We start from the raw sequence: 20,454 nt of genomic DNA, 5'->3' as shown, positions 1-20,454 counted from the left end.
CTCGCGAACACCCGGGCCGGAAGATCTCAGACGGCAACTACTCCAGCTACAACCAAAGACAGCAGCTCGCCCGCATCAACATCCTGCGAGCGTGCACAAACACGGACCCAGAAATACGACGACCAAGGGACAGTATACACACACCCGGCCGGTGCTGCCTAGGCCAGGCATCAACTTCCCACGAAATCGCCGAACCGCTGGTCAGAGCGTCAGGAGTCGAAGTCGAGCAGCCCACCCGCGGCGTGCACGCGTTGGGCGTCCTCGCGGTACTTCAGCACCGCGCCGAGTGTCCGGGCGGCCGTCTCGGTGTCCAGCTCGGTCCTGCCGAGCGCGAGCAGCGCACTCGCCCAGTCGATGGACTCCGCCACGCCCGGCGGCTTGAGCAGTTCGAGCGAACGCATCCGGCGCACCGCACCGGCCACCTGTTCGGCCAGCCGCCGGTCCAGTTCGGGGACCCTGCTGCGCAGAATGCTCACCTCGCGATCCGGATCGGGGTGCTCCAACCAGTGGTAGAGGCAGCGCCGCTTCAGGGCGTCGTGGATCTCGCGGGTTCGGTTGGAGGTCAACACCACCAGCGGCGGCTCCGCCGCGGCCACCACACCGAACTCGGGGATGGTCACCGTGTAGTCCGAAAGGATCTCCAGCAGGAACGCCTCGAACTCGTCGTCGGCACGATCTATCTCGTCCACCAGCAGCACGCAGGGGGTCTCGCGCAGTGCTCGCAACAGCGGACGGGCCAGCAGGAACCGCGAGGTGTAAAGCGACGCCTCGGCCGCCTCCGCGTCGAGGCCGCCATCGGCGGCTGCCTCCAGCGTGCGCAGGTGCAACAGCTGCCTGGGAAAGTCCCATTCGTACAGTGCCTGGGAAGCGTCGATCCCCTCGTGACACTGCAATCGGATCAGCTCGACCCCGTGAGCGGCCGAGAGCGCGTGGGCCAGCGCCGTCTTACCGGTACCCGGTTCGCCCTCGCACAACAGCGGCCGGTGCATCCTGCCCGCGAGAAAGGCGGCAGTGGCTATGCCCTCGTCGGGCAGGTAGCCGGTACCGCGCAGCGCCGCCGAAACGTCCTCCGGAGAGTTCATCCCACTGATTCTAGGACTTTCGGTGTCCATACGATTCCGGTGCGTGCCCACTTCCCGGAACACGTACTCGCCGGTGAAACACCGTCCGGGCGAGCACGATATGCCGAGCGGAGGTCGTGATCCGCGAGCGGAATCGCGAAGGAGGAACCGCCACGGATCAGCGGGGGGCATACTTGACGTGGCGGAACGAACTACAGCCGAGGTGGATCTTGAGCCGGTTCAGTGAATTCCCCGCGCATGTCGAGCACTACCTCGGCAGGATCCGCGGAGCGGACAGCCCGGAGGCGGGCTCACGGGAGCGGGGATACCACCTAGTGTACTGCGATCCGCCGCACGGCGGGCACGTCTCGGTGCTGACCAGCGGGCTGCGTTCGCGTACCGCCGGCGCCCCGCTGCCGCACGAGCTGGTCTGCACCCTGCACAACGGACAGGAGCTGTACGCGCGGCACCTCACCGGTGTCGTCGCGGAGCTGCTCGAGGAGTCGAACAGCCGCGTGGGTCCGGGGGCGCTCATCATGAACGATCGCGCACTGCTGCCGGACACCTCGATCAGCGGAGCCCTGGCGGCCCCGCACCCCTACCTGGGCGAGGACTTCGACGTGGTCCGCGACAGTTCGGGCGAGGCCGTGCTGCGCCTGATCACCCTGCTGCCGATCTCCCGGGGAGAGAGCCAGCTGGTGGCGCGTTACGGCAGCGACGTGCTCTACGACCGCTGGCAGGAGCGGGAGACCGATCTGCTGGACATATTTCGCCCCCCGGTGGCCTAGGGGCGCGGCGGAGCCGGGCCGGGTGTGCCCGCGGTCGACACGACTCACCACCTGACCCCACCCGCGAAATCGCCGGGGTGTCTCTCGGGGTAGCTCCCTCGGGACTACGGGACGGGTCAGGGCACTTCCCGGAGTCGTCGCGCCGCTCGGGCGGGTTCACTGAAGTCATGACTAACCAGGAACAGCTCGGACAACCGCCAACCGGCACGGGAGAGCGGGACTCGACGGGGCAGCACCGCGAGCACCGCTTCCGCCGCAGCCGCGACGAACGAATGATCGCGGGCGTCTGCGGCGGCGCCGCGGAACTGTTCGGCATCGACGCCACGATCGTGCGCATCCTGCTGGTCGCCGCCACGCTGGTGGGATTCGGCACCGGACTGCTGATCTATCTGGCCTGCTGGCTGATAGTCCCGGAGGCGTGAGACTCCGGAACCGAACCACGTTCCGTTCGGAAGCTCACCGCATGTCGGGGGCTTGGCGGACGAAGTCGTCGAGCACACCGTCCGCGAGGCGCACCGGCCCCTGCGGCAGCGTCTCGCCCTCGACGGTACGCACCGAACCCGCGCGGGCGGCCAGCTCCGCGGCCCGGCGGAATTCCTCGGAAGCGGTCGCCGAATCCCCCGACGCCCGCGCGGACAGTCCGTCCAGTGTGGCCAGCAGGGCATCGCCCCAGAGATCAGTGGCCCGCAACCAGGGCCGTACATCGGAGACGAAATCCTCCGGGGTGCCCTTGCGGATCTTCTCGGGGGCCTCGGCGATCGAGCGCGCGTAACCACGCAGCTCGGAAACCGCCCCCTGCCGGTTCGAGGCGTCGCCGTTCCACGCCTCGCGGAACTCGTCCAGTCGACGCCGCAACTCCGGTGCGGGCTCCAGCCACGGCTCACCGTCCGGCAGCACAGCGGTGTGGTTGAGGTCGAAGAAGACCATCAAGGCGTTGACCGTCCCGCTGTCCGGGGAAAAGCGCTGTTCGTCACCCCGGAAACGATCACCGGCCAGATACTCGGCGGCCTCGTGCCAGGCCCGTCGCTCGTCGAAGTCGGTGCTGTTCCACGCGAAGTCCGCCGCCGAGATCTCGACCACCTTGCTCGCGGCGGCCTGGTTCATCGGGTTGATCACCAGCCCGGAGAGTCGCAGCCCCAGCCCCGGTTGCCGTTCGGCGTAGGGGCCGAGCATCATCAGTCCCTCGGTGGCGTCATAGTCGTTGACCGGATAGTTGTCCCAGAGCAGCGTTTTCCTGCCCCACACCTGCTCGGCCGAGGCCGCGTCGTCGACGGTGATGTCTTCCGGGATCACTCCCTCACCGGTCCACATCACCTCGACCGCGGGATCCAACCGCTGTCGAATCGCGGTTTTGTACGGTGAGTTGTCGGTGTCGGAGTACTCGGTCGGCACCGTCTGCAGCGGCATCGTCCCGACGTGAGCGTCGAGGAACTCACGCTGCAACCTATTGAGCAGCCGTGCCTGCGCCATCCCCGCCGCACGTGCGGAGGGCGCACCGTACTCGGCGCGGTCCGCCTCGCAGTTCCACTCGGCGTAGTCGATGTCGTCGAACGGTACCGAGAAGCTGCGGATACCGATGTCGTACAACGACTGGAGTTTGTCCGTCAGCGCACGCCAGTCGTCCGGATCGGAGAAGCAGATCGACTTGCCGGGCGAGAGCGCGAACGTGAATTTGACGTGGTGCTGCGTGGCCTGCTGCTGCAGATCACGCAACCGCCGCAAGCGGTCGGCCGGGTAGGGATCGCGCCAGCGGTCGCGGTGATACGGGTCGTCCTTCGGTGCGTAGACGTAGCTGTTCAGCTTGACGGAACCGTAGAACGCGAGCTGGTCCATCCGCTCGGCATGGGTCCACGGACTGCCGTAGAAGCCTTCGATCACTCCACGAGTGGACATCTCCGGCTCGTCGAGAACAGCGACCCCCGCGACCCGCCCGGGTGTGGCGAGCTGCCGCAGCGTCTGCACGGCGTAGTAGGCGCCCGCGGGGTCTATGCCGCCGAGCGCGATGGCCGGGTTCTGACCGTCGCGCACCGATATCGCGTAACTCTCGGATGCCAGCTTCTCGTCCCCGTCCGGGAAGTCCAGCTCGGTGTCCTGAAAGGTCTTGCGTACCGTGGGCGACCAACGGCTTCCCAGTCGAACCCGCAGGTCGGAGTCATCGATGGAGCGACCGGGCTCCCGCACGACGACTTCCTCGGCACCGATTGCGCGCAGCACCCGCACCGCCAGGCTGCGGGTCCACGGCTCCACAGTGGGATCGGTGACCAGGGCGACCTTGCCCGACACGCGCACGTCCCCACCGTTGGGAATTATGCTGGTCGGCCGCGGCACCACTTCGGGAAGTTCGCCGCCACCGGGTGACGGAGCGGCCGTGCCCGTCCCGGAGCGGTCGGTCTCGCCCGAATCGGGAGGCTGATCGCCGGTGCAGCCCGCCAGCAGGAGAGCGAGCACGCACGCCAACGACGCCAGCACCGCCGAACGGCGGGAAGTTCGCCGGAAGCGGTTCACGGCGCCTCCTCTGATTCGGGGAAGGAACACTGCGGCCACCCTCGTCGGAAACCGTGGAGCGGCAGCACAGAGTGAATCATGATGCCCTGGTCGGGTTCTAACCGGTGGCCCGTTTCGGAGGACGTGCGGCGCACCGTTAATCCCCCGGAAGTGTGAGAGCTACTCACCCGATCGAGCTGTCAACGTCAAGTCGGCCCGTCTGACGCGGCTCGTCCCTCTCCGAGCGGCCGGACCAGCAGCGCACTCGGATCAGCTGAACGGGGCGGCGATTCCCCGCCGGACACAACGGAGGGCCGCTCCCCTTCGGGAACGGCCCTCCGTAAGGCACATGCTCGGATGGTGCCGGTGGCCGTCGCCGCCGACGACGGCGACAGCGGCGAGAACGTCCTAACCGGACGTCACATCATGCCGCCCATGCCACCCATGCCGCCCATGCCGCCGGTCGGGTCACCGCCGCCGGCATCGCCGCCGCCGTTCTTCTCCGGCTTGTCGGCGACAACGGCCTCGGTCGTCAGGAACAGACCGGCGATCGAGGAAGCGTTCTGCACGGCGGAACGAGTCACCTTCGCCGGGTCGATGACGCCTGCCTGGATCAGGTCCTCGTACTCGCCGGTGGCCGCGTTGAGGCCGTGTCCGGGGGAGAGCCCCTTGACCTTCTCGACCACGACGCCGCCCTCGAGACCGGAGTTGACCGCGATCTGCTTGAGCGGGCCCTCGACAGCGGTACGGACGCTGTTGGCACCGGTCGCCTCGTCGCCCTCCAGCTTGAGGTTGTCGAAGGCGGAAACGGCGGCCTGCAGCAGCGCCACACCACCGCCGGCGAGAACGCCCTCCTCCACGGCGGCCTTGGCGTTGCGCACCGCGTCCTCGATGCGGTGCTTGCGCTCCTTGAGCTCGACCTCCGTGGCGGCACCGGCCTTGATGACGGCGACACCGCCGGCCAGCTTGGCCAGCCGCTCCTGCAGCTTCTCGCGGTCGTAGTCGGAGTCCGAGCGCTCGATCTCGGCACGGATCTCGTTGACCCTGCCGGAGATCTGCTCGTCGTCACCGACACCGTCGATGATGGTGGTCTCGTCCTTGCTGACCACGACCTTGCGGGCACGACCCAGCATGGACAGGTCGGCACTGTCCAGCTTGAGGCCGACCTCCTCGCTGATGACCTGGCCACCGGTCAGGATGGCCATGTCCTGCAGCATCGCCTTGCGGCGGTCGCCGAATCCCGGTGCCTTCACGGCCACGGACTTGAAGGTGCCGCGCATGTTGTTGACGATCAGGGTCGGCAGCGCCTCACCCTCGATGTCCTCGGCGATGATCAGCAGCGGCTTGTTGGACTGCATGACCTTCTCCAGCAGCGGGAGAAGATCCTTGATGTTGGAGATCTTCGAGCTCAGCAGCAGGATGTAGGGGTCGTCCAGCGACGCCTCCATCCGCTCCTGGTCGGTCACGAAGTAGGGCGAGACGTAGCCCTTGTCGAAGCGCATGCCCTCGGTGAGCTCCAGCTCGAGCCCGAAGGTGTTGCTCTCCTCGACGGTGATGACGCCTTCCTTGCCGACCTTGTCCATCGCCTCCGCGATGAGCTCGCCGATCTGGGAGTCGCCTGCCGAGATCGCGGCGGTCGCGGCGATCTGCTCCTTGGTCTCGATCTCCGTGGCGTTCTTGAGCAGCTGCTCGGCGACGGCCTCGGTGGCCTTCTCGATGCCCCGCTTCAGAGCGGTGGGGCTGGCACCCGCCGCGACGTTGCGCAGGCCCTCGCGCACCAGCGCCTGGGCCAGGACGGTGGCGGTGGTGGTGCCGTCACCGGCGACGTCGTCGGTCTTCTTGGCGACCTCCTTGACCAGCTCGGCCCCGATCTTCTCCCAGGGGTCCTCGAGCTCGATCTCCTTGGCGATGGAGACGCCGTCGTTGGTGATGGTCGGCGCGCCCCACTTCTTTTCGAGCACGACGTTGCGGCCCTTGGGGCCGAGCGTCACCTTGACGGCGTCGGCGAGGGAATTCATGCCGCGCTCAAGACCGCGGCGGGCGTCCTCGTCGAACGCGATCATCTTGGCCATTGCGGTGTGGTCCTCCAGCTTTTTGGACGCCGTGGGATCAGCGGATTCCACGGCAGGACTCGTGCTCGGCCAGGCTCGGTGCCCGCGACGGACGACCGGTCACCACGCGAATGCGCGGCTACGGCCTCACCGTCCCGACCTGGCACTCACCCCTACTGAGTGCCAGTATCGTGTTTAGCACTCACCAGCAACGAGTGCAAGCCAGTGGGTGGAACGCTTTCGGGGAAAATGTCCGGCGCGGGCCGCGCCGGGAAGCCGGGAAGCACCCAGTGCTCCCGGGGCCGCGAGGCCGGTTCCCGACGAAGCGCAGCCGCCGCGAACAGCGACGACCGGCGAGTACTAGCCGAACGCGATGATTAAAATCACCACGATCACGGTGAACACCGATATCGCCAGCACCGGAACCAGCCAGCGGGCGGTGCTGTCCGACTTCTTGGCGAAGGACGCCGACTGCGCGGGCATCGGCGGGCGCAACCGCACCGGTTCACCCGGCCCCTGCTGCGGGGGTCCGGGAGGCATCGGCTGCCTGGGGCCACCGACGGGCGGCGGTCCACCAGGTGTCGTCCCCGGAGCGACGGGTGCCCCCGGGCCGCCCGCGGCGCCGGAAGGAGGACCGGGAGGTGGCATTCCGCCGGGAGGCGTACCGGGCGGTGCCGTCGGCTGGGGCTGCGACTGCGGAGGGGGCTGCGAGTGGGGCGGAGGTGGAACCGGTCCGGAGGACATGGGGTGCGGGCCGGAAGGTGGTGGTTGCGAGGCCGAGGGTGCCGCCTCCGGAAAGGCCGGACGCGGCGGTTGGTCGCCCTGCTTCCCCAACGGGCTCAACGCGTTCCTGGTCGCGGCGACGAGCTCCTTGCAGTTGCCGTAGCGTTGCTCGGGCGTCTTGCCCATCCCCCGGCGCAGCACGTCGTCGATCGCGGGAGGCAGCGCCACGCGGGAAGTGACCCGGGGAGGATCCAGCTGGAGATGCCCCTGGATGATCTCCTGCACCTCGCCCTTGTAGGGAGCACCGCCGGTCAGACAGGCGAACAGCATGCACGCCAGCGCGTAGAGGTCGGTCCTGCCGTCGACGGACTCGCCGCGCAGATGCTCCGGTGCCGCGTAGGTGGGCGATCCGAGGAAATCACCGGTGCTCGTCCGATGCCCGGTGGCGCCGCGCCTGGTGAGCCCGAAGTCGGCCAGGTAGACGTGCTCGTGCGACGCCTCCCTGGAGGTGACCAGCACGTTGGCCGGTTTGAGATCGAGGTGCACCAGACCCTGTTCGTGCAGGGTGTCGAGCGCCTCGGCCACCTGCCCCAGCAGTTCGACCGCGCGGTTCGGGGCTATCGGCCCTTCCGAGATGAGGCTGGCGAGGTCGGAGCCGTCGACCAGCCGCATCGCGATGTAGAGCATCCCGTCGACTTCACCGAAGTCGTAGAGCGGAACGATGTTGGCGTGGTCGATGGCCGAGGTGTTGCGCGCCTCGTCCACGAAACGTTCACGGAACTCACCGTCCCCGGTGATGTGCTCACCCATCACCTTCAGGGCGACCTTGCGCCCCAGGCGGACATCGGTGGCGCGGTACATGACACTCATGCCACCGCGACCGAGAACTCCATCGATCTTGTAGTGGCCGAGACGGCGCCCGGTGAGGTCTTCCGACACGCCGATCAGCCTAACGTTCCGGACGCATCAACGTCCGCCGGTGCGGCCGTCACACCATCCGAGTGGAGCAGTTCCCGCGGCCACCGCCCACTCTCGAACGGGTGCGGCGGCTCGCCGTCGGCGCGGCGTCAATTTCTCGCGAAATCGCCGCGCCAGCAGGGTGGTGTGAGGCCGTCCCTCCGCCAACTCCCGCCGGCCGAGCTCCCACCACGCCCGCAGGCAGAGCTCCGGCCACCATCGCATTCGGCACCGTCGCGGGTTCTCCGGTGCGGCTCTCGTGAGGAAGGCCCGACGTGGTGTAGGTGGCTACCCGATGTCGGGCCTCCCGGAGCGAGAGCCGTGCACGAGGTTCCGCCACAGAACCACTTACGACAAAAGAGGCCACACAGTCCGGTTAAATCTTGTGGACACCGTCCGCCTGACTCCGCCCGTCCCGTCCGGGCTTCACCTCGTACTCGACGCGGTCCCCCTCGTCGAGGGTGCGGAATCCGTCCATCTCGATCGCCGTGTAGTGCACGAAGACATCCGACCCGTTGTCGGTGGCGATGAATCCGTAGCCTTTTTCGGAGTTGAACCACTTGACCGTGCCGATCGCCACGGTGTCCTCCTTGAAATATGATGCGCGACGCCTGGGCGCCGATGTAGCAAGCGCTACGCTACCGCATGAGTCGGTGGAAGTCGCGATCTCGACCGGACCGATTCAGGTGATCTTTTCCGAGGAAAGTCCCGTCGGGAACCACCGGATCACGGCGTTCGACACGGGAATTCCCGGCGGGAATCCGAGGAGTTCGCGTGCGGGACCACGCATCACCGTGACTTCCCCCGAAAGATCGACCACGAACGTGTTCCCGGAATCAGTGCCCGCTCGCCGAGTGCAGCCAGGAGGACAATCTGCGCGGATTGCGGGTCTGGGTCACCACCCGCCCCGGACCGGCGAAATCGAAAACCAGTCCCGCCCCGGTACGCAGGGATTGTGCGCGGCCGGGTTCGAATTGCCGCAGGCGGGACTGCACGGTGTCCACATAGGCCACCAGATGTCCGGTGTCGATCGTCACGAACTCACCGGCCCGCAGATCGTGCACGTCCAGCGCACCGCAGCAGGCCAGCACCAGCTGTCCCTGTCCGGTGGCGTGCGCGAGAAACCCGGGTCGTCCGCCGAACAGGGGTTGGAAACCCTGCCATCGGGTGTCCAGTCGCACCGTTCCCGCCGCTGCCAACCAGGATTCCCGCGCGATGCACCAGTCGTTGTTGCCGTCCAGCTCTATGGTGTGCACGTCGCCGGGAAAGCTGGGTGCCACATCGACCCACCCACCCTGCGGCCCGGCCGAGTAAGCGGACTCGGGGATCGAGTCACCCACCAGCGCCCTGAAACCCCCTCGGCGCGCGGCACGGGTACTCGTCACCCCGTAACTGGTGGCCATCGCCTCGCATCCGGCACGCGCCACTTCTCCCGCGCCGAGCACGAGACGGGCCACGCCGAACGAGGACTGATGACGGGAACGAACCTGCACGATCACCTCCCCAGCCGCGGCACGACACTTCGCCGAGCACGATCACCCCGTCGAAGTCTGCCATGCGCACCACTCCCCACGGACGGACGCCACGACGAGCACACCTCTGGAACGGTCGACCGGAAACCCCGTCGGAAACCCCGGTCGAAACCGACCTCGGTGTGCCGGTGACGACGAGCCGGGGGCGACATCGGGCGTGCGATGTCCGATGATCGGGGCGTGGGCCACACGACTGACACTTCAACCCTGCTGCCGGTGGACGAGTACCGCGAGCGGATCTCGAACCTGCTCGCCGCCACCCGGGAGCGACACTGTCCCCTCGACGAGTGCCTGGGGCTGGCGCTCGCCGAGGACGTGACGGCACCGATCCCGCTGCCGCCGTTCGACAACTCGGCGATGGACGGCTACGCCGTGCGCGCCGCGGACGTGGCCGAGGCGGATTCGCGGCACCCCGTAACGCTGCCGGTGACCGCGGACATCCCTGCCGGACGGGTGGAAATTCCGCCGCTGGAACCGGGCACCGCACACCGGATCATGACCGGAGCGCGGCTTCCCCCCGGTACGGAAGCCGCTGTGCCGGTGGAACTCACCGACGGCGGCACGGAACGCGTCACCGTGCACCGCGCGGTGCCCGAGGGAAGCAACCTCCGTCGCGCGGGCGAAGACGTAACCGTGGGCCAGGTCATCCTCGAACGGGGACAGACGCTGGGAGCGGCCCAGCTGGGGCTGGCCGCGGCCGTGGGCAACGCCGAGCTGCCGATTCACCGCCCCCCGAGGGTGCTGGTGCTTTCCACCGGTTCCGAACTGGTCGAGCCGGGCACGGAGTTGCTGTCGGGCCAGATCTACGAGTCGAACGGCACCATGCTCGCCGCCGCGGTGCGCCAGTGCGGCTGCGAGGCGAGACTGCTGCGGTTCGTTCCCGACGAGGTTTCGGAGCTGCACGCCGCGCTGGCTCCCCACTTGGCCGAGACCGATCTGATCCTGACCTCCGGCGGGGTGAGCGCCGGAGCGTACGAGGTGGTCAAGGACGCGCTGGCGGGTTCCGGAGTGCGGTTCGACAAGGTAGCCATTCAGCCGGGAATGCCGCAGGGCTCGGGACACTACGAGGCGGCCGGGTACCGCGTACCGGTGGTCACGCTGCCGGGGAATCCGGTCAGTTCGATCGTGTCCTTCGAGGTGTTCGTCCGTCCCGCGCTGCGCCGCGCCGGCGGGCACCGCGAGACGCGGCGTCCGCATCGCCGGGTGACGCTCACCGAGACGCTGCGCTCACCGAGCGGGAAACGGCAGTACCGCAGGGGCAGCTTCGATCCGGAGGCCGACACCGTGACGACGAGTGGCGGGGCGGGCTCCCACCTGCTGTCCGGGATGGCCGCGGCCGACTGCCTGTTGGAGTTGCCGGAGGAGAGCACCGAAGTAACGGCCGGAAGTACCGTCGACATCTGGCTATTGGAGTAGGAGCCGCCGCGCGGTTGGCATAGATGGTCGTTCGACGGAACCTCTGGCACGGCTCTCGCTGCGGGTCCGGCGACATCGGGTAGCGACCTACACAACGTCTCCGGCGTCCTCGCGAGAGCCGCACCGGAGAACCCGCGGCGGCGCCGATTACGAGGGTGGTCGGAGTTCGGCGCTGCGTCATAGCGGCGCGGTGATTTCGCGGGAAATCGACGCCGCTCCGGCGACGTCACGGGCACGACGCGTAGCGGTGGTGTCGGACCGAAAACAAGGGAAACCCCCTGTGAACTGGAACGATCCGGCGGTGCATCGGGCTCCCTACCGCCGAGGCACCTCAGGTGACTAGCCTGACCGGGCATTCGCGGACCAATATCAGTCGGGAGTTGTCACTGTGCGTGGCCCATGGCGCGCTGCCCTGGCGGTGGCGCTGCACATCGGATTCTTGGTCGTACCGGCAGCACTGGTCCTCGGCCTGGTGAGTATCACGGCCTACACGATTCGTCACGACCTCGGCGACGGGTTGCAGGCCGGATTCGCGGCTCTGCTGGTCGGGGCCTCGGTAGCGATGGTTCTCCGGGGCGTACTGCGTGCGGGGCACCGCCCCCCACTCGGTGTGGTGGTGGACGGTGAGGCACAGCCACAGCTGTGGCGCAGACTGCGGAAGGTCGCCGAGACCGCCGAGGCGGACAGCCCGGACGAACTGCGCGTGACGTGCGAACCGACGCTGCGGATGCGGGAACGGACCCGGTTGTTGGGCTTGCTGCGCAGCGAGTCGCACCTGGAGCTCGGTCTGCCGTTGTTGGCGGGTCTCACCGTGACCGAACTGTCCGCGGTGCTGGCCGACGAGATCGGCAAGAGGGAGGGCGGTGGGTTGGACGCCCTGTCCGTCCGGATACGCGACGCCGTGATCGAGGCGGAACGCGACATGGTGGGTGGACCCACCAAGTGGTTGTTCAGCGGATACGTAGTGCTCTGCAGGCGGATCACGGCACCACTGGCCCGTGGACGAGTGATGCGCGGGGATGCCGTGGCCGTACGTCTGGCGGGCAAACGCACCACGATGGCGGCGCTGCGCAAGCGGGTGGGCCTGGAGCTCGGTTGGGAGGACTACAGCGCCGAGTACCTGAGCATGGCCACCCGGGTGGGGCGGACACCGGAGATACTGCCCGGTTTCCGCGCGTTCCTGGAACACCCGGAACGCAAGCACGGACTCGCCGAACGGGCCAAGGAGAGCATCGCCGCCGAGAAATCCGCGGATGCGGCGTGTCCCACGGTCGCGCAACGGCTCGACGTGTTGAAACGGGCCGGTCACGAGCCCGACGAGACCGACGATCGTCCCGCGCTCGCACTGATACGTGAACCCCGCCGCGATGTTCCGGCGATCGAGGACCGACTGCTGGTGGGCGACCTCGGGGAACGTACTCCCTGGCCCGAACTGGCGAGGCTGGCCGGTATGCACGACGTCGCGGTCAAGGCGGGTGAGCTGAGCTCGGCCGTCGAGCAGAGCGGGGTGTCGACGGAGCCGACCCTGGTGGGGGTGCTCACCGCCATTCACCGAGGGGAGACGGCGGATCTGATCAACCCCGCGCTCAACCCCGGGCTCGCCCCGGAACTGGTGGACGAAGCCGTCGTGGACACCATGACCGAGCTGCTCGGTGCCGCGGTGGTGGACGCGCTGGTCAGGTCAGAACGTGCTCATCACCAGCTGGACTGGGGCGGCCCCTCCACTGTCCAGCTCACCGACGGCCGTGCACTGGATCCCGACAAGCTGGTACGACCCGCCGTGCTCGATCCACGGCTCGTACCCGGGTTGCACCGCCACCTGGTGCATCTCGGGGTGCCGCTGGACCACGCGCAGCCCGCGGCCGAGGAGCCCGAACCGAAGCTCTCGGGGATCGTGAGCCCGGTTCGTTACGCCGAGGAGTCCTACGACCTGCTGGTCACCGATCGCGGATTGCTGCTGCTGCCCGATCGGACCCGTTGGATGTACCGGTTGCTCGCCGGAGCGCTGACTCCGGTACGCCGCTCCGAGCACGAACGGTTGGACCGGCTGGCGGCCACCCCGGCGCACCGGTTGCGCGAACAAGAGGGCGCGCAGTGGTTGGACAGCCGGGACGTGGCCACGGCCGAGCTCCACGAGGACGGTGCGGACTGGGAACTGACGCTGGACCTCTACCTGGACGAGTACGCGGTCTCGGAGGTTTCCTCGCGCGCCACGGACTCCGGTGAAGCGGAGTCGCCGGACGACGAGGAGATGACCAGAATCCGAATTCGCAGTATCCCGGATTCGGGAGCGCGCGGAGCCCCTTACTCGGGGTTGGGGGAACTCATGGGAGCGCGCATGGCGACGGCCGAAAATAATCATCAATTCGAGTGAGGCAATAGCGGCACGATACACGCAAAGTCATTAAATCTGTGACGAAAGTCCTCCGTTCGCGGCTACGCAGTTCCCTATGAGTTCTATTACACTGGTATCAGCATCACAACCAGTCGATGGATTGCATCCAAAGACGTGTCGGGGCTTTCCGGCACGGTTTCCACCTCCTGGAGATGACGACTTCGGGTGCGTGTGCCGTCGGGGGGCACACGGATCCACCGGGGGGACCGTTCGGAGTCAGCGGGGAGACCCCGAGCGGTCGTGACTCCGGGACGACATCGGCGCATCGGGGGCGCTGATGTCGCCCCGGAGCGTACTTTCGTCCGAGCCCGTTTTCCGTACCGCGCGTCGGTCACGATCGGGTCGGCGTGTTCCGAGATACCGGTCCGCGGCGGATCGCGGCAGTGACGTGACCGCGCGCACACCACGACACAGCAGGTAAGCGACCTACCCCACCCCCTGTGCACAACCGGCGACCGGATATCAGCGATGCTGTAGCGGCGGCGACGCAACCGACACGTCGCAGCCCTATCCGTCGACGCAGGGGCGAGCCACCTCGATGAACAACGCGGATTCCGCGCCGAACAACGGCCCGTTACACAAGCTGGCACGACTGGCCCGCGACACCATCCCACCGATGCACCCGGCGGGAAGACCGTTCGTGCTGGGCGGCGCACTCGCCACCCTGCTGCTGCGCCGGCTCTGGCGCCCCGCCGGAGCCCCGGCCGCGCTGCTCACCGCCTGGTGTGCCTGGTTCTTCCGGGAACCCCGCAGGGTCACCCCCACAAGGTCGGACATCGCGGTCGCTCCGGCCGACGGCACGATCGCGGAAATCACGAAGGCGACTCCCCCGGCGGAGCTGGAGCTGCCCGACCGGGAGATGCTGCGGGTGAGCACTTTCCTGACGGTGTTCGACGTGCACGTCCAGCGCGCCCCGGCCGACGGCGAGATCACCGGGCTGGCTTACCGGCCCGGTGCGTTCCTCTCCGCCGACATGGACAAGGCCAGCGAGGACAACGAACGCAACTCGATGCTGCTGCGCACCACCGGCGGGGCGGAACTGGCCGTGGTGCAGATAGCCGGGCTGGTGGCCCGGCGGATCGTGTGCTCGGTGAGCGAGGGCAGCATGGTCACCGCGGGCAGCACGTACGGCCTCATCCGGTTCGGCTCCCGGGTGGATCTGTACCTGCCGCCGAACAGCCGGGTTCTCGTCGAACCGGGCCAACGGGCGGTCGGCGGTGAGACCGTACTCGCCGAACTCACCACCGAGCGGGACGGTGTGCGGGCATGAGCGAGGCACGTGCGAACCCTCCCGGCGTCCGGTTCCTGCCGAACGCGATCACCGTGCTGGCCATGTGCGCCGGGCTGTCCGCTGTGCAGTTCGCGCTCAACCAGCAACTGGAGGGGGCCATCGCCGCGGTAGCGGTGGCAGCGCTGCTCGACGCGCTGGACGGCCGGATCGCCCGGCTGCTCGACGCCACCACGAGGATGGGCGCGGAGCTGGATTCGCTGTCCGACGCGATGTCCTTCGGAGTCGCCCCCGCACTCACGCTCTACGCCTGGCAGCTGGCGGGCAACCGCGTGGGCTGGGTGGTGGCCCTGATCTTCGCGGTGTGCATGATCCTACGACTGGCTCGGTTCAACACACTGCTCGACGACGGTGACCAGCCACCGTTCAGCAAGGAGTTCTTCGTCGGTGTGCCGGCTCCGGCGGCGGGACTGCTGGCGCTGCTGCCGATCGTGCTCACGGCGGCCGTGGGCGGGCAGGGCTGGTGGTCGAGCCAGCCGGTGGTCATGGTCTGGATGATCGCGGTCGCCGCGCTCGCGGTCAGCAGGGTTCCGACGCTCTCGCTGAAGACGGTCAAGGTACCGGCGAAGCTGATCGCCCCGCTGCTGGTCGTGGTCGCGGTACTGGCGGCGGGGATCGTGACCTACCCGCTGCTGTCGTTGACCGTGGTGCTCGTGGGATATCTGGTACACGTCCCCTACGCCGCCTATCGACACCGCTGGCTCGCCAACCACCCCGAGGTCTGGGAGTTTCCGCCCCGCGAGCGGCGGGCGATGCGGCGCAGTCAACGTCGACTCGGGCTGCACCCGCCACTGCGGCGCCGGGTCGCGGGTGCGGCGCGACGGGTCCGGCTACCGCGTCGCGGCGGCGACCGGGACGGCGAGAACCGCCGCAGCTACCGCAACCTGGGCCTGCGGCACCGCTCCAAGTGAGTACGCCGCGTGGCTACCGGAACAACTCGGCTCCCCGGTATCCACTCCACCAACCGCGGCGCGGCTGAGGCAGGACTCCGCGGCGACGCCGGTTCGATCATCGGCGGATGCGCGGGTGTAACGCCGGGGTCATGCTTGCCATGATGGCGGATACGTCGGACACGCCGGACACGGGTGGAGCCCGTTCCGCGACGGCCACCCGCAGCCTGCTGATCTCGGTGATCGGCGCGGCCGCCTTCGCCGTGCTGGCGCTGTTGTGGGGCTTGGCCGTCAGCTCCCCGATGATCGTGTTCGACGGGTTGTACTCCTTCGTGAGCGTGCTGCTGTCGCTGGTCTCTGTCGCGGCGGTTCGCACGATCGAACGCGGCGCCGACGAGCGGTACCCGTTCGGAAGACACGCCTGGGAACCGCTGACCGTGATCCTCAAGGCGGTCTCGCTGGCGACGCTGTGCGGCTACGCACTGATCGGTGCCATCGGCGACATCCTGGCGGGTGGCAAGCACCCGGAGACGATCCCGTCCGTGCTGTACGCGCTGGTCGCCACGGTCGGCGCCGGGCTGATGACCCGCTACCTGCGCTCCCACTCGGACGGGCTGGTACGGGCCGAGGCCGCGCAGTGGTTGATGGACACGCTGCTCAGCGTGGGCGTGCTGCTGGGGTTCCTGCTGGCGCTCGGGTTGGAGAGCGCGGGCCACCCCGATATCGCCGGATACGTCGACCCGGGAATGGTGATCCTGTTCTCCGTGCTGTTCCTCCGAATGCCGGTACGGCTGTTCACCCGCAGTCTGCGCGAGGTGCTCTCGATCTCGGTGGATCCGGCGCTCAGCGGCGACATCGAAACGGCCGTGAACGGGATCGTCGAGCAGTACCGCTTCGACGAGGTCTTCACCCGCGTCACCAAGATCGGCGACCAGCTGGACGTGGAGATCGACTTCGTGGTGGGGGCCCACTCCACGGCGCGCGAGGTCACCGAGTTCGACCGGATCCGACAGCAGATCTCGGACATCCTGGAGACGATGCCGCACGAGAAGTGGATGACCGTCTCGTTCACCGCCGAGCGCCGCTGGGCGCACTGACCCACGGCTCACCCCGGCACTCCTACGGCTCACCCCGGCACTCCTACGGCTCACCCCGGCACTCCTACGGCTCACCCCGCCACGGCGGCGTCAATTTCTCGCGAAATCGCCGCGTCCTCGATGCAGTGCCGAACTCCCACCACTCATCCAGTCGGCACCGCCGCGGGTTCTCTCGTGCGGCTATCGCGAGGACGGCCCCGACGTTGTGTAGTAACTACCCGATGTCGGGGCACCCGCAGCGAGAGCCGCACGAGAGATTCCGCCACCCGACCGGCTACGGAAACCGGGCCGACGCAACACCATTAGCCTCGTGGGGTGAGCGCATCCCTCTCGCTACGAGCCCGGTTGTCCAACTCGGCCACCGACCACCGGCGCGGTGTACTGCGACTGCACCCGGAAGTACTGGACGCGCTGGGGATACGGGGACTGGACGCGGTGCGGGTCTCCGGCGCGCGGGACACGGTGGCGCTGGCCGCGACCGCGCCGGTACGGGAGTCCACCGGTGTGGTGCTGGTCGACGACATCACCCTCACCAACGCGGGGGCGCGGGAGGGCGACCGGCTGGTGGTGACCCCGGAAGAGGTGCGTACCGCGCGTTCGCTGACCGTGTCGGGTTCGCGGCTGGCGACCGCCTCGGTGCCCCCGGAAACACTGCGTCAGGCGCTGACGGGCAAGGTGCTGCTCGCCGGGGACACCGTGTCGCTGCTGCCGCAGGACCTGTCCGGAACCCCGTCCGTGACGACGAGCAGAGTGCGCAGCACCCTCTCGGCCGTGATCGGGGTGACCTGGACCAACGAGCTGGTGACCGTATCAGCCACCGACCCCGCGGGTGCCGTGACCGTGCACCCGGCGACGATGGTGTCCTGGCAGCACGACTCCCCACCGGCGGCCTCGACCGGTACCGATCGGGAAGTGCCCGGCACGATCCCGACCGGCGCCGGGAGGGAGGACTCCCGAACCAGCCGGGCGGGTGAGGACGAGGCGGCGGAAGGTGAATCTCCCCCTCCGCTGCCGGTCTCGGACCTGGTTGCCGGGCGGCAGGCGGCGAAACGCCTGGAGGAATGGCTGCGGCTGTCGTTCGAACAGCCCGAGCTGCTGGCACGTCTCGGCGCTCCGGCCAAGCTGGGCGTGCTGCTGGACGGTCCTCCCGGTGCGGGCAAGACCACCCTGGTGCGCTCGGTGACCGCCGCGGTGGGAGCACACCTGGTCGAGCTCGGGGGGCCCGGCACCGGAGCGCTGGAGGCGGCCACGGCGGCGCAGCGGGTCCGCGACGCACTCGGGCGGGCACGCGCGGCGGCGGCCGAGGACGACGGCTGTGTACTGCTGCTCACCGACGTGGACGGTTTGCTGCCCGCGACCTCTCCCCCGCCGCTTTCCACGGTGGTGCTCGACGAGCTGCGTGCCGCTGCCGCCGTGGACGGGTTGGCGATCGTGGCCACCAGTTCCGATTCGCGACACGTCGATCCTCGGCTGCGCGGGGCGGATCTGCTGGACCGGGAGCTGACCGTCGGGTTGGCCGACGAGGCGACCCGCACCGAGCTGTTGCGGGTGCTGCTGCGGGACACCCCGCTGGATCCCGCGGTGGACCTGGGCGAGCTGGCCGAACGTACCCCCGGCTTCGTCGCGGCCGATCTGGGAGCGCTGACCAGGGAGGCGGCCGTGCAGGCCGCGCTGCGGCACCGTGCCGAGCCGGAGGGCGGCGCACCGGGAGTGCGGCCCGAGGACTTCGAGCAGGCACTGTCGTCCGTCCGCCCCCTCTCGATGTCCACCACGGACACGTTGCGCACCGGCGAGATCGGGCTGGACGACGTGGGCGACATGTCCGAGGTGAAACAGGCGCTGCACGAGACCGTGCTCTGGCCGCTGCGGTACCCGGACTCGCTCGCGAGGCTGGGCATCCGACCGGCGCGCGGAGTGCTGCTCCACGGACCACCCGGTTGCGGCAAGACCTTCCTGGTGCGCGCCCTCGCCGGAACGGGCAGGCTCAACACGGTCGCGGTCAAGGGAGCGGAACTGCTGGACAAGTGGGTCGGCGAGTCGGAACGCGCGGTGCGCGACCTCTTCGCGCGCGCGGCGGACGCCGCGCCGACCCTGGTTTTCCTGGACGAGATCGACGCACTCGCACCGGTGCGGGGACAGTCCTCGGACTCCGGGGTGACCGACCGGGTGGTGGCAGCGCTGCTCACCGAGCTGGACGGGGTGGAGCCGATGCGCGACGTCGTGGTCATCGGCGCCACGAACCGGCCCGAGCTGGTCGATCCGGCACTGCTTCGCCCCGGCAGGCTGGAACGTTCCGTGGGGGTTCCACCGCCCGACGCGGCGGCGCGAGCGGAGATTCTGCGCACGGCGGGCGCCAACACCCCGTTCGCGGCCGATGTGGATCTGACGAGCCTCGCCGAGTCGTTGGAGGGCTACTCGGCGGCCGACTGCGCTTCGCTGATCAGGGAAGCCGCGTTGGCCGCGCTGCGCGAGTCGCTGCACGCGGCCGAGGTGTCGGCCGCGCAGCTGACCTCGGCGCGTGAACGGGTACGACCCTCACTCAGTCAGGCACAGCTCGCCGCCTTCGAGTCCTTTCGGTAGAAAGGGCAACTCGACCGCGAGGGTGGTGGGAGCTCGGCGCTGGGGCCGTACCTCAGCCGAGGCCGTCGTAGTTCTTGGTGACGATGACGATCACGCCGGGACTGGCGTCGGTGATGCCGTTGAACCTCGGCTCGACCCTGGCGTCCAGCCGCCGCGCCACGGTGCGCGCCTGCGCGCGTTCCTCGGTGTCCGGCCGGTAGTAGACGGTGGTGACCGGGATCCTGCCGCCCGCGTAGTTGTCCACCTCGACCACCCGGAATCCCGCGCCCCTGAGGTCGCCTGCCGCGCGGTGCGCGAGGTTCTCGATCTTGCTGTTGTTGTAGACCCGCAGCGAGATCCGTTCCCGGGAGTCCCCTTCACTCGAATCGCCGTCACCCTGACTGCCATCACCCCCGTTCCGGTTCTCCGATGTGGTCCCGGGAGCGGTCGCGGAAGACGACCCCCGGTCGGTCTCCGAGGAACGGGAGTTCGACGACTCGGACGGCTCCGAGGACGCCGAGGTGTTCGGCGCGGAAGTTCCCGGGGCTTTCGCGGAGGTGCTCGTCGAAGCCGGTGGCGGAGGCGCCGTACCGGTGGGATCAGCCGAGGGCTCGCGATCACCGGTGAGCGCGGTGGCCACTCCGAAGAACAGGGCGAGCACGCCGACTCCCAGCAACGCGAAACCGCCGATTCGGGCGGCGGAACGCCCGGTTGCGAACTCTCCGGAGGGCATTCGGTTACTCCCGTTCGGGTGCTGGACGCGCGGTGCTCGTGCCGAGCCTGCCATCCGCGCGCTGCCTGCGCAGTCGTTTGATCAGCATCGGTTCGGCTCGCATCGCCGCCGGTTTGTCGAGCAGTTTCGCGATCAACCGATAGTACTCGTGGGGTTCGAGAGCGAACAGCTCCCGGACGGCACGCTCCTTGCTGTCCACCGCTTTCCACCACTGGCGTTCGAAGGCCAGCAGTTCACGCTCGCGGTCGGTCAGTTCGGTGCCGGAGGAGTCCTCTTCGGACTCGGTTTCCTCGGTCGGCCCACCGGGTTGTTCCGGTACTCGCTCGAGGGGTTGGGTGATCGGCTCCACCGCACGTAAGTGCCCGTATCCGCGGGACTCCTCCGGTTGTGAATCGGACCGCTCCGCCACCCGCGCCAGCAGCTCGCACTGCCGCGCGATCTCGTGTGCGGTCAACATCTGGGCGGCGTCCATCTCGCACC

16 protein-coding genes are annotated in these 20,454 nt (G+C 68.5%); 8 read left to right on the top strand and 8 right to left on the bottom strand.

What is annotated here, in order from left to right; all coding sequences use genetic code 11:
* Positions 1 to 209 precede the first annotated feature (209 nt).
* On the bottom strand, positions 210 to 1,082 hold the full coding sequence (locus tag J2S53_RS18740; protein ID WP_456242075.1) for an AAA family ATPase: 873 nt from the start codon (positions 1,080 to 1,082) through the stop codon (positions 210 to 212).
* A 209-nt stretch (positions 1,083 to 1,291) separates the two neighbouring features.
* On the opposite strand from J2S53_RS18740, the gene J2S53_RS18735 reads away from it, so the two are divergent.
* Positions 1,292 to 1,849 (top strand): suppressor of fused domain protein, encoded by a 558-nt coding sequence (locus tag J2S53_RS18735; RefSeq protein ID WP_092927795.1) that lies wholly within the window; start codon positions 1,292 to 1,294, stop codon positions 1,847 to 1,849.
* Positions 1,850 to 2,016: 167 nt separating this feature from the next.
* The gene (locus tag J2S53_RS18730) at positions 2,017 to 2,271 is read left to right on the top strand and encodes a PspC domain-containing protein (protein WP_456242074.1); all 255 of its coding nucleotides are present in this window, start codon (positions 2,017 to 2,019) and stop codon (positions 2,269 to 2,271) included.
* A 34-nt stretch (positions 2,272 to 2,305) separates the two neighbouring features.
* Here the strand turns inward: J2S53_RS18730 and J2S53_RS18725 are convergent, their stop codons facing one another.
* The 5 genes from J2S53_RS18725 to J2S53_RS18705 form a co-directional block, all read right to left on the bottom strand.
* On the bottom strand, positions 2,306 to 4,354 hold the full coding sequence (locus J2S53_RS18725) for a beta-N-acetylhexosaminidase family protein (protein WP_456242073.1): 2,049 nt from the start codon (positions 4,352 to 4,354) through the stop codon (positions 2,306 to 2,308).
* 398 nt (positions 4,355 to 4,752) lie between these two features.
* Positions 4,753 to 6,405 (bottom strand): chaperonin GroEL, encoded by a 1,653-nt coding sequence (gene groL, locus J2S53_RS18720; RefSeq protein WP_092974995.1) that lies wholly within the window; start codon positions 6,403 to 6,405, stop codon positions 4,753 to 4,755.
* Positions 6,406 to 6,744: 339 nt separating this feature from the next.
* On the bottom strand, positions 6,745 to 8,046 hold the full coding sequence (locus J2S53_RS18715) for a serine/threonine protein kinase (protein WP_456242072.1): 1,302 nt from the start codon (positions 8,044 to 8,046) through the stop codon (positions 6,745 to 6,747).
* Positions 8,047 to 8,440: 394 nt separating this feature from the next.
* Complete coding sequence (locus J2S53_RS18710) at positions 8,441 to 8,644, bottom strand: cold-shock protein (RefSeq protein WP_456242071.1); 204 nt, start codon at positions 8,642 to 8,644, stop codon at positions 8,441 to 8,443.
* A 256-nt stretch (positions 8,645 to 8,900) separates the two neighbouring features.
* Positions 8,901 to 9,557: an AIM24 family protein gene (locus J2S53_RS18705; protein ID WP_456242070.1), complete on the bottom strand. Its 657-nt coding sequence runs from the start codon at positions 9,555 to 9,557 to the stop codon at positions 8,901 to 8,903.
* A gap of 201 nt (positions 9,558 to 9,758) precedes the next feature.
* On the opposite strand from J2S53_RS18705, the gene moeA reads away from it, so the two are divergent.
* The 6 genes from moeA to J2S53_RS18675 all read left to right on the top strand — a co-directional run bounded on the left by moeA (position 9,759) and on the right by J2S53_RS18675 (position 19,262).
* Entirely contained in the window at positions 9,759 to 11,012 is a 1,254-nt protein-coding gene (gene moeA, locus J2S53_RS18700; RefSeq protein ID WP_456242069.1) for a molybdopterin molybdotransferase MoeA, read from the top strand.
* A 388-nt stretch (positions 11,013 to 11,400) separates the two neighbouring features.
* Positions 11,401 to 13,386 (top strand): M48 family metallopeptidase, encoded by a 1,986-nt coding sequence (locus J2S53_RS18695; protein ID WP_456242068.1) that lies wholly within the window; start codon positions 11,401 to 11,403, stop codon positions 13,384 to 13,386.
* Positions 13,387 to 13,945: 559 nt separating this feature from the next.
* On the top strand, positions 13,946 to 14,677 hold the full coding sequence (locus J2S53_RS18690) for a phosphatidylserine decarboxylase (protein ID WP_456242067.1): 732 nt from the start codon (positions 13,946 to 13,948) through the stop codon (positions 14,675 to 14,677).
* Positions 14,674 to 15,606 (top strand): CDP-diacylglycerol--serine O-phosphatidyltransferase, encoded by a 933-nt coding sequence (gene pssA, locus J2S53_RS18685; protein WP_456242066.1) that lies wholly within the window; start codon positions 14,674 to 14,676, stop codon positions 15,604 to 15,606. Before J2S53_RS18690 ends, pssA begins: the two co-directional genes overlap by 4 nt.
* 107 nt (positions 15,607 to 15,713) lie before the next feature.
* Positions 15,714 to 16,682: a cation diffusion facilitator family transporter gene (locus tag J2S53_RS18680; protein WP_092974071.1), complete on the top strand. Its 969-nt coding sequence runs from the start codon at positions 15,714 to 15,716 to the stop codon at positions 16,680 to 16,682.
* A 315-nt stretch (positions 16,683 to 16,997) separates the two neighbouring features.
* On the top strand, positions 16,998 to 19,262 hold the full coding sequence (locus J2S53_RS18675; RefSeq protein ID WP_456242065.1) for an AAA family ATPase: 2,265 nt from the start codon (positions 16,998 to 17,000) through the stop codon (positions 19,260 to 19,262).
* 52 nt (positions 19,263 to 19,314) lie between these two features.
* Here J2S53_RS18675 and J2S53_RS18670 read toward each other — a convergent pair whose 3' ends face one another.
* Positions 19,315 to 19,974: a LytR C-terminal domain-containing protein gene (locus J2S53_RS18670; RefSeq protein ID WP_456242064.1), complete on the bottom strand. Its 660-nt coding sequence runs from the start codon at positions 19,972 to 19,974 to the stop codon at positions 19,315 to 19,317.
* Between the two features lie 4 nt (positions 19,975 to 19,978).
* On the bottom strand, positions 19,979 to 20,446 hold the full coding sequence (locus tag J2S53_RS18665; protein ID WP_456242063.1) for a DUF3263 domain-containing protein: 468 nt from the start codon (positions 20,444 to 20,446) through the stop codon (positions 19,979 to 19,981).
* Positions 20,447 to 20,454: the final 8 nt, after the last annotated feature.

This window comes from Actinopolyspora lacussalsi (genome assembly GCA_030803735.1).
Lineage (GTDB): Bacteria > Actinomycetota > Actinomycetes > Mycobacteriales > Pseudonocardiaceae > Actinopolyspora > Actinopolyspora lacussalsi.
Note: the sequence above shows the minus strand (reverse complement) of the source record. Positions and strands in the feature narration are given on the sequence as shown.

What these genes read in the sequence shown, in the direction of transcription:
- J2S53_RS18740 (WP_456242075.1), bottom strand. Translation starts at nt 1,082, where the DNA reads ATGAACTCTCCGGAGGACGTTTCGGCGGCGCTGCGCGGTACCGGCTAC.
- J2S53_RS18730 (WP_456242074.1), top strand. Translation starts at nt 2,017, where the DNA reads ATGACTAACCAGGAACAGCTCGGACAACCGCCAACCGGCACGGGAGAG.
- groL (WP_092974995.1), bottom strand. Translation starts at nt 6,405, where the DNA reads ATGGCCAAGATGATCGCGTTCGACGAGGACGCCCGCCGCGGTCTTGAG.
- moeA (WP_456242069.1), top strand. Translation starts at nt 9,759, where the DNA reads ATGTCCGATGATCGGGGCGTGGGCCACACGACTGACACTTCAACCCTG.
- J2S53_RS18690 (WP_456242067.1), top strand. Translation starts at nt 13,946, where the DNA reads ATGAACAACGCGGATTCCGCGCCGAACAACGGCCCGTTACACAAGCTG.
- pssA (WP_456242066.1), top strand. Translation starts at nt 14,674, where the DNA reads ATGAGCGAGGCACGTGCGAACCCTCCCGGCGTCCGGTTCCTGCCGAAC.
- J2S53_RS18680 (WP_092974071.1), top strand. Translation starts at nt 15,714, where the DNA reads ATGCGCGGGTGTAACGCCGGGGTCATGCTTGCCATGATGGCGGATACG.
- J2S53_RS18670 (WP_456242064.1), bottom strand. Translation starts at nt 19,974, where the DNA reads ATGCCCTCCGGAGAGTTCGCAACCGGGCGTTCCGCCGCCCGAATCGGC.
- J2S53_RS18665 (WP_456242063.1), bottom strand. Translation starts at nt 20,446, where the DNA reads ATGGACGCCGCCCAGATGTTGACCGCACACGAGATCGCGCGGCAGTGC.